At 67.1% G+C, this 13,179-nt stretch carries 13 protein-coding genes and 1 riboswitch; of the genes, 8 read left to right on the forward strand and 5 right to left on the reverse strand.

The annotated features are described in order from the left end of the window. Positions 1-31 precede the first annotated feature (31 nt). The gene (locus tag AC5RWA_RS10760; protein WP_494057583.1) at positions 32-1,261 is read right to left on the reverse strand and encodes a glutamate--cysteine ligase 2; all 1,230 of its coding nucleotides are present in this window, start codon (positions 1,259-1,261) and stop codon (positions 32-34) included. A 67-nt stretch (positions 1,262-1,328) separates the two neighbouring features. Further along, entirely contained in the window at positions 1,329-2,852 is a 1,524-nt protein-coding gene (locus AC5RWA_RS10765; RefSeq protein WP_275727287.1) for a UDP-N-acetylglucosamine 1-carboxyvinyltransferase, read from the reverse strand. Positions 2,853-3,029: 177 nt separating this feature from the next. On the opposite strand from AC5RWA_RS10765, the gene AC5RWA_RS10770 reads away from it, so the two are divergent. Continuing rightward, positions 3,030-3,863 carry a glycoside hydrolase family 25 domain-containing protein gene (locus AC5RWA_RS10770; RefSeq protein WP_275727289.1) on the forward strand — a complete coding sequence of 278 codons (834 nt, stop codon included), beginning with the start codon at positions 3,030-3,032 and terminating at the stop codon, positions 3,861-3,863. On the opposite strand, the gene AC5RWA_RS10775 is transcribed toward AC5RWA_RS10770, so the two are convergent. Genes AC5RWA_RS10775 through AC5RWA_RS10785 form a run of 3 tightly spaced genes read right to left on the reverse strand, consistent with a single transcriptional unit; the run spans position 3,860 to position 6,833 of the window. Then, complete coding sequence (locus tag AC5RWA_RS10775; RefSeq protein WP_494057584.1) at positions 3,860-4,660, reverse strand: energy-coupling factor transporter transmembrane component T family protein; 801 nt, start codon at positions 4,658-4,660, stop codon at positions 3,860-3,862. The genes AC5RWA_RS10770 and AC5RWA_RS10775 overlap by 4 nt on opposite strands. After that, positions 4,657-6,210 carry an ABC transporter ATP-binding protein gene (locus AC5RWA_RS10780; RefSeq protein ID WP_494057585.1) on the reverse strand — a complete coding sequence of 518 codons (1,554 nt, stop codon included), beginning with the start codon at positions 6,208-6,210 and terminating at the stop codon, positions 4,657-4,659. The genes AC5RWA_RS10775 and AC5RWA_RS10780 overlap by 4 nt, the downstream gene beginning before the upstream one ends. After that, positions 6,210-6,833 (reverse strand): ECF transporter S component, encoded by a 624-nt coding sequence (locus tag AC5RWA_RS10785; protein ID WP_494057586.1) that lies wholly within the window; start codon positions 6,831-6,833, stop codon positions 6,210-6,212. The genes AC5RWA_RS10780 and AC5RWA_RS10785 overlap by 1 nt, the downstream gene beginning before the upstream one ends. A gap of 57 nt (positions 6,834-6,890) precedes the next feature. Then, positions 6,891-7,029, reverse strand: a riboswitch (TPP riboswitch). An 86-nt stretch (positions 7,030-7,115) separates the two neighbouring features. Between AC5RWA_RS10785 and AC5RWA_RS10790 the strand changes: the two genes are divergently transcribed. The 7 genes from AC5RWA_RS10790 to AC5RWA_RS10820 all read left to right on the forward strand — a co-directional run bounded on the left by AC5RWA_RS10790 (position 7,116) and on the right by AC5RWA_RS10820 (position 13,145). Next, positions 7,116-7,667, forward strand: coding sequence for a heme-degrading domain-containing protein (locus AC5RWA_RS10790; protein ID WP_494057587.1), 552 nt, complete (start codon positions 7,116-7,118; stop codon positions 7,665-7,667). Then, positions 7,664-7,870, forward strand: a complete 207-nt coding sequence (locus AC5RWA_RS10795; RefSeq protein ID WP_494057588.1) for a hypothetical protein — start codon at positions 7,664-7,666, stop codon at positions 7,868-7,870. The genes AC5RWA_RS10790 and AC5RWA_RS10795 overlap by 4 nt, the downstream gene beginning before the upstream one ends. Before the next feature lie 116 nt (positions 7,871-7,986). Beyond that, positions 7,987-8,442, forward strand: a complete 456-nt coding sequence (locus AC5RWA_RS10800; RefSeq protein ID WP_079595389.1) for a DUF4383 domain-containing protein — start codon at positions 7,987-7,989, stop codon at positions 8,440-8,442. Between the two features lie 67 nt (positions 8,443-8,509). Further along, complete coding sequence (locus AC5RWA_RS10805) at positions 8,510-9,565, forward strand: iron-containing redox enzyme family protein (protein ID WP_494057589.1); 1,056 nt, start codon at positions 8,510-8,512, stop codon at positions 9,563-9,565. Next, positions 9,562-10,638 carry a glycosyltransferase family 2 protein gene (locus AC5RWA_RS10810; protein WP_494057590.1) on the forward strand — a complete coding sequence of 359 codons (1,077 nt, stop codon included), beginning with the start codon at positions 9,562-9,564 and terminating at the stop codon, positions 10,636-10,638. The genes AC5RWA_RS10805 and AC5RWA_RS10810 overlap by 4 nt, the downstream gene beginning before the upstream one ends. After that, entirely contained in the window at positions 10,635-10,850 is a 216-nt protein-coding gene (locus AC5RWA_RS10815) for a CDGSH iron-sulfur domain-containing protein (RefSeq protein WP_494057591.1), read from the forward strand. The genes AC5RWA_RS10810 and AC5RWA_RS10815 overlap by 4 nt, the downstream gene beginning before the upstream one ends. Before the next feature lie 240 nt (positions 10,851-11,090). Beyond that, positions 11,091-13,145, forward strand: a complete 2,055-nt coding sequence (locus tag AC5RWA_RS10820; RefSeq protein ID WP_494057636.1) for a hypothetical protein — start codon at positions 11,091-11,093, stop codon at positions 13,143-13,145. Positions 13,146-13,179 lie beyond the last annotated feature (34 nt).

Consider the following 13,179-nt stretch of genomic DNA (forward strand, 5'->3'; position numbering starts at 1 on the left):
CGCTATGCAGCGGGACCGGAAACTGCTTCCCCTAGGATTGCCGCACCCGCAGCAGCTCCGGAACCGCATCAGCCTCCGGTAAATCCGCGGCTCCGCTCATAGTGATGTTCACGGCGTGCCTGACCACTGCGCCGAAACCCATGTCTTCAGGCGGTGGTCCTGCCAGGACCTTGTCCCGCACGCGGCGCTGTTCGGCTGCCCCGGTCCCCCGGGCAATGATGTCTTCCACGCTTTGCCGTACCAGGCCGAGCTCTCCCTGTTCGTCCAGAACCGGAGCGAGGTAGTCCACCAGGGAGCGCACCACGTCGGCCGCAAGCTTTGGCCGGAAGTTCCCGAAGTCCAGGAGGTCACCGCTGAGCCCGGCGCTGCTCGCCTGCCACGACGCCATCCGAAGAAGCACCGTAGGTACGGGGGCCGGCTCGACGCCGGCATGCCACTCCCTGCTGGCCGACTCGACAAGTGCACGCACGAGCAGGGCGATGAGGGCAGCATCCTCGGCACGAAGGCAGACGTCGGCCACCCGGACTTCCACCGTGGGGTGATTCCGTGAGAGCCGGGCGTCGAAGTACAGCATCCCTTCATCCAGCATCACGCCGCTGTCCAGCAGCCGCGTGACCACCCTGCGGTAGGCCGGATAGGTTCCGTAGATACCTGCAGGACCGGCCGTGGGCCACCGGTTCCACGCCTGCGTGCGGTAGCTCTCGAAGCCCGTCTGGAGGCCGTTCCAAAACGGCGAGTTGGCGCTCAGCGCAGTCAGCACGGCAAGTTTGTCGCGGATGCGGTCCAGCACCGCAACACCCTCCTCGGGCGACTCCACGTAGGTGTGGACGTGGAAGCCGCAGGTCAGCTGCTCCTGGGCAGTGAGTCCAAAGCGCTCCAGCATCCTGGCATAGCGCGGATCCGGGGTGGTGTGGGTGGTCGAAGCCAATGGCGAGGTTGCCAGGGCTGCCACCCGCGCATCGTTCTTCCGGGCGGCCTGGTCAGCCAGCGCCCGCCCCGCACGGATCTGGTCAAGCAAGGTGCCGTAGTCCAGGCACGGCCTGGTCTGGGTCTCGATCTGCTCAAGCTTAAGCTCGGCACTCAGGCCCATCTCGTCGTCGTCATAGACGGTCGTGTCTTCAGTCTCGAGGGCATGCGGATCCCGCGGTGAATCATCGGCTGCCATGCGCCGCCCGGACAGCAGCGCGTCGGCCAGGGCAAGCGGTTCCCCGGTCTCCGGATCAACGATCAGGAGTTCTTCCTCGACGCCGAAAGTACGCATACTCACATTCTGCGGCAGTCACGGGATATTTAGCGGGACCTGGCCCTTCATGACGAACCGTGAAAGGTCAGTCCTGAAAGTACTCGATTTTGGCGCCGATAGTGTTCAGCCGCTCTGCCAGGTCCTCGTACCCACGCTCGATCACGTAGATGTTCCGCAGTTCGGAGACGCCGCGCGCGGCCAGCATTGCCAGCAGCAGGCAGGCGGCAGGCCGCAGCGCCGGCGGGCAGCCCACTTCCGCTGCACGCCACCGCGTGGGTCCGTTGACGTAGATCCGGTGCGGATCCAGCAGCTGCACCTGCGCCCCCAGCCGGTTGAGCTCGGTGAGGTAGATGGCCCGGTTTTCGTAGACCCAGTCGTGGATCATGGTCTGGCCGCTGGCGTTCGCTGCAATGACGGCGAAGAAGGGCAGGTTATCGATGTTGAGGCCGGGGAACGGCATGGGATGGATCTTGTCTTCGGGTGCCCGAAGCTCCGACGGTTTGGTGGTGACGTCCACCAGCCGCGTGCGGCCGTTGCGTGCCATGTATTCGCCGGAAACCTCCAGCTGCTGGCCCATCTGGCCAAGCGTTGCCAATTCGATCTCCATGAACTCGATGGGGACGCGGCGGACCGTGACCTCGGAGTTGGTGACGATGCCGGCGGTGATGAGGCTCATGGCCTCGATGGGATCCTCGGACGGGAAGTATTCAATCTCGGCGTCAATCTGCGGGCGCCCGGTGATCTTCAAGGTGGTGGTGCCCACGCCCTCAATGGTCACCCCCAGCATCTCCAGGTAGAAGCAGAGATCCTGGACCATGTAGTTGGGGCTGGCGTTACGGATGACGGTGGTGCCCTCGCGGTGGGCGGCCGCCATGATGGCGTTCTCGGTGACGGTATCCCCGCGCTCGGTCAGGACGAAGGAACGGTCCTGCCTGTCTGCGGACGGCGCCTGCACCGTGTAGAAGCCGGCGGTGGCTTCCACCGAAAGTCCGAACTGGCGCAGTGCCTGCATATGCGGCTCAACTGTACGCGTGCCAAGGTCGCAGCCTCCGGCGTAGGGAAGCCGGTACTCCTCCGACTCATCCAGCAGCGGACCCAGCAGCATGATCACGCTGCGCGTCCGGCGGGCGGCGTCGACGTCCATGGCTTCCAGGTTCAAAACGGCCGGGCGGCGGAGCCGGAGGTCCGTGTCGTTAAGCCAGGTGCACTCCACGCCGATGCTGCTCAGCACCTCGACAATCCTGTTGACTTCCTCGATCCGCGCCAGGCGGCGGAGCACTGTTGTTCCCCTGTTGATCAGGCTTGCGCAGAGCAGGGCGACGCCGGCATTCTTGCTGCTGTTCACGTCCACCGCGCCCGACAGGGTCCGTCCGCCCTCCACCCGGAGGTGCGTCATCTGCGGTTTGCCCACGTTGACGATGCTGCGGTCGAAGATGGCTTCCAGGCGCTGGATCATTTTCAGGCTCAGGTTCTGCTTCCCCTGCTCCATCCGTGCCACCGCACTCTGGCTGGTTCCGAGTTCGGCGGCCAGCTGGCCCTGGGTCCAGCCCTTCTCGTTGCGGGCGTCCCGCAGCATGGCGGCCACGTGTTCAGCGGTTTCCTGAGTCATGCAGCAAATATATCATCCATGAGTTATAGCTGGCGAAATATTGGGGCTTCAGCCGCATCCGGAGACCGCTTACCCACTACATGCGATAGAAAGCGGCCCGGCCCGCTCCTTGTCCCGCCCCGCAGTCCGGAGGAAACTGGAGGGGAACTATCTTTTCGAGCACCTAACGGAGCCTACATGCCCCGGACGCCAGCCCCTCTGCCCGCCATCCGGCTTGCGTGGATGCTGGCAGCAGCCCTGATTCTGGTTCTTGCCGGTCCCGCGTCCGCCGCGCCGTCGCCGGATGAGGGAAGCCGATCACTCCTCGGCAACGACATCTCGTGGCCGCAATGCAAAAAGGAACTGCCCAAGGGCCAGGCTTTCGGCATCGTGGGCGTCAACAACGGCCTGGCCAACAACACCAACCCGTGCCTGGAGGAGCAGCTCGAGTGGGCAGAGAGGTCACCGGGCCTCCCGACCCAACCGGCCGTGTCGCTGTACGTCAACACTGCCAACCCCGGCAGCGCAGGATCCTGGTGGCCGGTCAGCGACGAGTACCCCATTGGGCGGCACGTCCACAACCCCTACGGACCCTGCGAAGAAGGGGACTACGGCACGGCCTGCGCCTACATGTACGGCTATGCCAAAGCCTACGACGACGCCTACATCCGCGGAATCAGCAACCCGGCGGACTATGTCTGGTGGCTGGACGTTGAGACTGAAAACACCTGGTCCAGCGACAAGGACGCCAACCGGGCTGTCCTGGAAGGCATGACGGACTTCTTCCACAGCATTGGGGTGGAAGGCGTGGGCCTCTACTCCACCGCATTGCAGTGGGGCCGGATCGTGGGCAGCGTCAGCAGCTCCAGCAACCTCTACCCGCTGCCGAGCTGGCTGGCGGGCTCCCGCAACGCCTACCGGGCGGCCGGCGCTTGCTCAAAGGCTCCGCTAACGGGCGGCGGCAAGGTGGTCCTGACGCAGTTCGTGGCGCGGGGTTTCGACTACAACCATGCCTGCAAGCAGGAACCCTAGCTTCCCAGCCACACCATGTTCCACGTGCCCGCAGAGAGAGCCGCGGCAACGGCCAGGCCCGCCACGAGCAGGCCTCCCGCCAGCACCCAGGCGTCCAAAAGGCTGTAGGTGGACTCGCGGGCCCACGTCCGGCTTCCACCGCCGAAGCCCCGCGCTTCCATGGTGACAGCCAGCCGTGACGCCCGGCGGATCGCCTGCACCAGGAGGCCGAAGCTCTGCCCCAGCGTCGCTTTCACGCGCTGCACAATTGTGCCCCGCGAGCCCACGCCCCGGGCCCGGCGCGCCATGCCGATGGTCTGCCATTCCTCAGCCATCAGGCCCACCAACCGCATCGCGGCCAGCGTGCCCAGCACAAAACGGTGGGGCAACCGGGCCTTCTGCGCCAGTGCATCCGCGAGGTCGGTTGGATCCGTGCAGCTCATGAGCAGCACGGCCGGCAGGGCAATGGCCAGGCCCCGCAGCATGAACCCGATTCCCGTCTCCAGGGAACCCTCGCTCATGGTCCAGATGCCGACGTCGATCAGGGTCCGTCCGCTGTCCGCGGCAAGGATGGAGGTGCTCCAGCCGCCCACGGCAGCGGCGAGAATGAGCGGCCAGCCACGCTGCCACAGCAGCGTCAGGGTCAGGCCGGCAAGCGGAAACAGCAGGAACTCAAAAAACAGCGCCACCGAGGCCGAGACCCAGTCGATGGACAGTGCCAGCACCACCGTGATGAGGACGACGGCGGCCACTTTGCTGAGCGGATTGGCGCGGGTGAGGAGGGCGTGGTTGCCACGCAGGTTCAGCTGCTGCCTCATGGTGCCACCCGTTCCGCTGCAGCCATCCGCAGCTCCGTCCCGCCCAGCGCGGCGGTGAATTCGGCATCGTGGGTCACCGACACCACTGCGGTGCCCGCGTCCAGGAGTTCGGAGAGGAAGGATGCCAGTTCCGCCCACGTGTTGGCGTCCTGGCCGAACGTCGGCTCGTCCAGCACCAGGACCTGCGGGCTCGCTGCAAGGACCGTAGCCACGGAGAGCCGCCGCTTCTCCCCGCCGGAAAGTGTGTACGGGTTGGCGTCCACCAGCGCGGTGAGCCGCAGCCGTTCCAGCAGTTCGTCAACGCGGTCCTCGCCGTGCCCCAGGTGCCGGGGCCCGAACAGCAGTTCATCGAGCACATTGCCGGTAACGAACTGGTGCTCGGGTTCCTGGAACACCGTCCCCACCCGCTCGATCAGCTGCTCGGCTTTCCACTTGTAGGGGTCGATTCCCGCTCCCCGGCTCAAGTCGGTGGTGGCGGAAACCTTGCCGGCAACCGGCTCCAGGAGCCCCGCGAGGGTCAGGGCGAACGTAGATTTTCCCGCACCGTTGGGTCCCACCACAGCCAGCGCCTGGCCGGACCGCACCTGCGCGGTGATGTCTTCCTGCACCGGGACTGGCGGGATCCTGCGGCACCCGCTGCGGCGCGGACGTTCCCGGGACACTGCCAGCTTTTCGGCGGCGAGCAGGAGATTTCCCGTCCCCGCGGCCGGCACGACAGCACGGGCACGCGTGGCAGGCACATAACCGGGCACCCACACTCCGGCGGCCATCAGCAAGGTCCGCGCCTCACTCAGCACCTGGTCCGGAGGCCCGTCCAGCAGTACCGCAGGATCAGAGGCCGAGCCGGGCTGCAAGACCACAATCCGGTCCACCAGGTCCTTCCAGACCGACACCCGGTGCTCCACCACCACCAGCGTTGCGCCGGTCTTGTCCAGGCACCGGGCCACGGCGTCGCGGACCTCCAGCACGCCCGCCGGGTCCAGGTTGGCGGTGGGCTCATCCAAAAGGATCAGCCCGGGCCGCATCGCAAGGATGCCCGCCAGCGCGAGGCGCTGCTTTTGGCCGCCGGACAGGGCCGACGTTGGATGGTCCAGCGGCAGGTGGGACAGGCCGACGTCGTCAAGCGCCTCGTGCACGCGGGTCCAGATGGCATGACGGGGCACGGCAAGGTTTTCGGCGCCGAAGGCGACGTCGTCGCCTACGCGGGAGAGGACCACCTGTGTTTCGGGGTCCTGCTGCATCAGCCCGGCATGGCCGCGCTGCCCGCGGGGGGACGCGCCGTCGACGAGCAGCGAACCTGACTCGTCCGAATCACCCGCCTCGCCGTCGTCGTTCGCGTCGCCCAGAACCCCGGCAAGGGCATGCAGGAGGGTGGATTTGCCGGCACCGGAAGGGCCGAGCAGGAGCACCCGCTCCCCCGGCGCGATGTCGAGGTCAAGGCCGTGGACCGCGGGCTTGGGGCGGCCGGCATGCCGCCACCCCCAGCCGCGAGCCGTGATGGCCGCCGGCCGCACTGCTCCGGCCCCGGCCTGGTGCGAAGGTGCCTGCATCAGGAGAGGACGGGCTCCGTTGCTGCCTTGCGCGAGGCGAAGGAGCTCAGCACCCCGGTCTTGGCCAGTCCCCGGGTGGCGATCCAGGACAGTGCACCGGCAATGATGGCACCGGAAATCGCGGTGAAGATGATGTAGGCCAGCTTGTCGCCGCCCGAGTAGGCGATGTTCCAACCCCACGGGGCGAAGGAATCGTTCAGGCCGCAGAAGAGGCCCGCCGCCGCGCCTGCGAGCAGCGCAACGGGCAGGTTGAACTTTTTGTACACGAAGATCGCGAAAATGATCTCCGCGCCAAGGCCCTGGACAAAGCCCGAGAACAGCACCGAGGCGCCGTACTGCGATCCCATCAGGAGCTCACCGGTGGCCGCGACGGTTTCGCAGAACAGTGCCGCGCCGGGCTTGCGGATGATGAGCATGCCCAACACCGCCGGGATCATCCAGCCGCCGGCGATCAGCCCGGTCAGGGGCGGGTAGACGGCGTTCATCGGCGCGGAAACCGCGGCCGCACCCTGGGACCAGGCCCAGAAGATGACGCCGCCGGCGATGGCGATCAGGGCCGCCACCACGATGTCCACGACACGCCAGGACTTGCTGGTGGTCTTTTTGATTGCTGCAGTGCTCATGTGATCCTCCTGGGAAACAGGAGGGGAAAGCACGGCAAGCGGCTACTGCCGTTGCCGGACTTCGAGAACTCGACTCCCTTGCGCCGGTACTAACCGGATCAGGTTCGAGGGTCTGCGGCTGTCCGCACTCTCAGCGCCCACCTGCGGTTCCCGGCCTTGGCCAGTGCCCGACGGCGGCGCTCCCCTGTCGTTAAGTAATGCTCTGAATGGAATGATGCTTGGGTAGAACTGCCCTGCTGGGCGGAGTCCAGTTTACACCGGGACAGGGGTAGATTGTGGGCCATGACTGCTAATCAGCCGCATGTGACCGACTTCGATCCGGACTCTGACGCCGCGCAGCCGGAAGGATCGCTGCAGGCCCTCATCGGCCGCATCGAGGGGGAGATCCATGAGCTCCAGTTCCCCGGCTTCTCCCTGGACGACTCGCTGAACCTTGGACTTCTCCTTGTGGAACTGGGGAAGGAGCGTGGCCTGCCCATCGCGATCGACATCACCAAGGGCGATCAGGTCCTGTTCCATGTGGCCCTGCCCGGCGCCACCCCGGACAACGAACACTGGATCCGGGCGAAGCAGCGCACCGCCGCCCGGTATGAGGTTCCCTCGCTGCTGGTGGGGCTTCGCGGCCGGCTTCGGGGCGGTCGGATCGAGGACCAGGGCTGGTTCGACCAAACCCTGTACGCCGCGCACGGCGGGTCCTTCCCGGTCTATGTCTCCGGTGTGGGCGCGGTGGCCACCGTCACCGTTTCCGGGCTCCCGCAGATGCAGGACCATGACCTGGTGGTGGAGGCTATGCGTGAGGTGCTGCGCCCGGCAGGGGCAGACGGCTCGGCATGACCGGCAGGCCCGCTGACAATGCCGTCCGGGCGGCACTGGACAAAGCCGAGGACGAGATGATCTTCATCGGCCCGGACCATCCCTACTATCCGCTGCTGGCCGAACTGGTGTCCGCCGTCGGCAAGGCATGGCAACAGGGGTACGAGCAGGGCCGCACTGCCGGGCAGCACCCCAACCCCTACACCTGGACCGGTCCGGCGTAAGAAAAGGCCGGAACGGGGAATGTTTCCGCATCCCTCAACGCAGAAACAAAGCCTGCTTAGCTTTTATTAGTAATCATGCTTACTATATTGTTTCAGGCGTGAGAGGAGTACAGGACATGGCAGTCAGCACCCGCCCACCGGGCGTCCGAACCGCCCTGCAGTGGTCTGCCGTTGCCGCCGGCGCCGTATTCCTGCTCGTTGGCATCCTGGGATTCGTCCCCGGAGTTACCCGCAACTATGATTCCCTCGGTTTCGCAGGGCCCGGTTCAGGGGCGCTGCTGCTGGGCGTGTTCCAGGTATCCATTCTCCATAACCTTGTCCACTGCCTCTTCGGCGCCGCCGGCCTGCTCATGGCGCGGACCCACCGCCAGGCCAGGAACTTCTTCACGTACGGCGGGGTCATCTACCTGGTGCTCTGGCTGTATGGCCTCCTCATAGGAGACAACACGCCGGCAAACTTCATCCCGGAGAACGGTGCGGACAACTGGCTGCACCTCGTCCTGGGCCTGGCCATGATCGCCCTGGCCATCATGCTGTCCCCGCGCACTCCCGCCGCCGGCCGTGGCAACTGACCTTTCTTGACGGGCCGTCAATGCAGACGGCACCGCACCGGCACACCGCCCGAACCCAAGGAGCACCATGAAACTTCCGGAACCGAGAGGCCCCATCAGCAGCGCCCTGTTGGGGGTTTTGGCAGGAGAGCCGGGCAGCGCCGGCGAGTCCCTTTCCGGGCTGCGCCGGCTGGTCGGCGGGAAGCTGGCCGGGGTCACGGACATCATCGGCGACGATGATGTCCAGCTGGCCCTCTTCTGCCTCTACGAGCTGCATTACTCCGGCCTGGAAGGCGTGCAGGACGAGTGGGAGTGGGAACCCGGGCTGATCCAGGTGCGGCAAATGCTGGAGAAGCCCTTCGAGGAAGCCCTGCGCCTCGCCGCCCGGGAGGCCGGCGGGGATCTGGACCTTCCGGCCGGCTCCGACCTGACCAGCGACGCAGTTGCCGATGTCCTGTTCGGCCTGGCGGCCCGGGACACCGGCCCCAGCGTCTCCCGGTTTGTGGCAAAGAAGGCAAGCCTCGGGCAGCTCAAGGAGTTCCTGATCCACAAATCCATCTACCAGCTCAAGGAAGCGGACCCGCACACCTGGGCCATTCCACGGCTGAGCGGCCGGGCGAAAGCCGCCCTGGTGGAAATCCAGGCAGACGAGTATGGCGGCGGCCGGCCGGACCGGATGCACAGCGCCCTGTTCGCCCGGACCATGCGCGGCCTGGGGATGGACGACCACTACGGTGCGTACGTGAACGCCGTCCCGGCCATCTCCCTGGCCGCCGTGAACCTGATGTCCCTCTGCGGACTGAACCGGCGGCTCCGCGGCGCCATCACCGGGCACCTGGCCATCTATGAAATGACGTCCTCCCAGCCCAACCGCCTGTACGGCAACGGCTTCCGCCGGCACGGCTTCGATGCGGACGTCACCCACTATTTCGACGAGCACGTCGAGGCAGATGCCGTACACGAGCAGATCGCCGGCCGGGACCTGGCAGGCGGCCTCGTGGAGGCCGAGCCCGGGTTGCTGGATGACGTCATTTTCGGTGCCACCGCGGTGATGGCGATCGACACCAGGCTGTCCGCCCACCTCCTGGCGTCCTGGGAACACGGCCGGTCTTCGCTCAGGGCGGCAGTGCCGGCGGCAGCATGACGTCCCAGGCCATGGAGCAAGGCCTCGACGCGGCCGAGTACATCCTTCCCCTGCGCTGGGCCGACGACTCCGGCCTCCCTGACCTGGTGGCCTACCTGCAACGCCTGGCCACCTGGATACCGGTCATTGTGGTGGACGGTTCAGCCCCGGACCTGTTCGCCCGCCACCGGGAGCAGTTCCCGCCGGAGGTCCGCCACATCCGCCCCGATCAGCCGGCGGGACCGGGAAATGACGGCGGGCAGCACGGCAACGGCAAGGTGGCAGGGGTGATGACAGGCATCCGCGCCGCCACGGCAGAGATTCTGGTGATCGCCGACGACGACGTCCGCTACACGCGCGCGTCCCTCGCCGCCGTCGTGGGTCACCTGGGGACGGCGGACGTAGTGCGCCCGCAGAACTATTTCGACCCCCTGCCCTGGCACGCGTGCTGGGACACGTCCCGGACGCTGATCAACCGGGCCTGGTCCGCCGACTTCCCCGGCACGCTGGCCCTGCGCCGAAGCGCCCTGCTGGCCACGGACGGCTACGAACCCGTCCTGTTCGAAAACCTTGAGCTGATCCGGACGGTGACAGCCGCCGGCGGACGGGAAAAGATCGTTCCGGACCTGTTCGTGGCGCGCCGGCCGCCCCGCGCCAGGCATTTCCTGAAGCAGCGCGTCCGGCAGGCGTACGACGACTTCGCGCAGCCCCGTCGCCTGGCCGCGGAACTTGCCCTGCTCCCGGCCATCCTCGGGGGCACCCTTCTCCCCAGAAGGGCGCGCCTCACGGTTTTCCTGTTACTGGCGGCCGCCGCGACGGCCGTAGCAGGGATCGGACGGTGGCGGCTCAACGGAACGGACGTCTTTCCATTGCGTGCCGTGTGGTTCGCGCCGCTCTGGGCCATGGAACGGGCCGTCTGCATCTGGTGGGCAGTGGCTTTTCGACTGTCCGGCGGCGTGCCGTATGCCGGCGCGAGGCTACGGACGGCCGCCCATACCGAAGCCGAGCTTAGGCGCCGCCACCAGGGCAAGCTGCATGCATTCCGGCAGCAACAAACAACCACATCAACAGCAGCTACAAAGGAGCGGATATGAACCAGGAACCGGCCGAGAGCTCCATTGTGGTCTGCCCCGACGGACCGTTGATCATCAGGGGCGACTTTGAGATCGTCACGCCGTCGGGCACCCCCGTGCCGCGCGACCGGAAAACGGTGGCTCTGTGCCGGTGCGGGGCCTCGGCCATCAAGCCGTACTGCGACGGGACCCACAAGATGATCAAGTTCCGCACGGAGCCGCCCGCCTCCTGAGCACCTCCTGCGCCCGCGCCTGCCCGTACGGCCGACAGGTCCGGGGCGGTTGACAGCCAAGATCATGCCAACAAGGATGGGACCTTGGAAAGCGTTTTCTGACCGAGGAGGGCCAGCGCTGTGTACAGCCGGCCGACAGCCATCGACCGCAAGGCCCTGGTCCGCCGCCACGCCGTGGAACAGGACAGCCTCGACCCCCGGAGCCCGGTGTCGGTGGGGAACGGGGAATTCTGCTTCACGATGGACCTCACCGGCCTGCAGTCCCTTCCGGCAAAATACCCGGTGGTCGCCCGCGGCGGGCTGCCAGCCGGCACCCTGCTCGGAACGCAGGCCCAGTGGGGCTGGCATTCCATCCCTCCGGAGCAGGATTACACCCTGGCCGGTTCCACCGTCCTCTACGACTCTCCCCGCGGCCCGGTCCCGTACGTGGACATGGCGGGCGGGCTCGTGGACGGCCGCGAAACGGAGTCCTCCCGCGCTGAAACCTGGTTGCGGGCCAACCCGCACCGGCTGGACCTGGGCCGGATCGCCTTCGCCCTGCCGGGACGCGACAGCCCGGGGCTGGCCCCGGAAGACGTTGCCCACCCGCGGCAGGTGCTGGACCTGTGGACCGGCACGGCCACCAGCCGCTTCACCCTGCACGGCCAGCCCGTCGGGGTCACCACCGCGTGCCATCCGCACCGCGACGAACTCGGCTTCCGCATTGAATCCACGGCGCTGCAGCAGGGCCTGGCGATCTCCCTGTCGTTCCCTTACGGCTCCGAGGCCTGGCATAACGCCGCGGACTGGACCCGTCCCGAGGCCCACAGCACCCGGGTGGAAGAGCTGCCCGCCACCGGCAAGGGACGGGAGTGGCTGATCTCCCGTCGCCTCGACAATTCCGGATACCAGGTGGCTGTTGCCGGCGCGGGCCTGGAACTGGAACAAACCAGCCCGCACGGGGTGATCCTTAGGGCAGCCAACGGGGCGGATGTCCTGGACTTCAGCGTGCACTTCATCAGCACCGGCCAGGGCGACTGCCTGCTGCGCGGCACGGGAGGCGTCGGCTTCGCCAGTGCCAGTGCCACCGGCAAGGAGAAGGCGCCCGCGCCGGGTACTGAGGTGATCGAGGCGTCCCGCACCGCCTGGCCGGACTTCTGGATGTCAGGCGCCGCCGTCGAACTTTCCGCGACGGAAGACCCACGCGCAAAGGAACTCGAACGCCGGGTGGTCCTCTCGCAGTACCTCACCGCCATCAACTGCTCCGGGTCCCTGCCGCCCCAGGAGACCGGGCTGGTCTGCAACTCCTGGCGCGGGCGGTTCCACCTCGAGATGCACTGGTGGCACGCTGCCCACTTCGCCGCCTGGAACCGCACTCCGCTCCTGCTCCCGGCGCTGCGCTGGTACGCCTCCATCCTGGAACCGGCACGGCAGACTGCCAAGGCACAGGGGTTCTACGGCGTCCGCTGGCCCAAGCAGTCAGGACCGGACGGGCGCGAGAGCCCCAGCCCCATCGGCACCTTCCTGGTCTGGCAGCAGCCGCATCCCATCCACCTCGCGGAACTCGCGTACCGGGCCGAACCCTCGCGCGAACTGCTGGAGGAGTTCGCGGAGATCGTGTTCGAGAGCGCGGATTTCATGGCCAGCTTTGCGCACCCCACGGCCCGCGGATTCGAATTGGGCCCGCCCCTTGTTCCGGCCCAGGAAAGCTACGAATCAATCAGGGGCACGGTCAGCAACCCAACCTTCGAGCTCGCCTACTGGCAATGGGCGCTGCGCGTCGCCTGCACCTGGCGGGAACGGCTGGGGTTGCCGCCCCGGGATACATGGCTTGCCGTGGCCGACGGCATGGCCCGGCCCAAGGTAGTGGACGGCGTCTACGCGGCGATCGGCGTCGAACCCTTCACCATCCGCACCGACCATCCCTCCATGCTCTGCGCCCTGGGCGTGCTGCCGCAGACGGACATTATCGACCCCGCCATCATGCGGGCCACCCTGGCAGACGTGATGGCCGGCTGGGACTGGGACAGCACGTGGGGGTGGGACTACCCGGTGATGGCCATGACCGCGGCCAGGCTGGAGGATCCGGAGACCGCCGTGGCGGCGCTCCTGCAGGACGCGCCCAAAAACCTGGTGCTGCCCAACGGGCACAACCGGCAGACCGACTCGCTGCCGCTGTACCTGCCCGGCAACGGCGGGCTGCTCGCGGCCGTGGCGCTGATGGCGGCAGGCTGGGACGGCGGACCGGACCGGCACGCCCCGGGGTTCCCCGCCGATTGGACAGTTGACTGGGAAGGACTGGTCCCGGCACCTTAGTTCGGCCTGCCCCGATAGCGGCACAGGGACGGTT

This window comes from Arthrobacter sp. 210 2 (genome assembly GCF_059093025.1).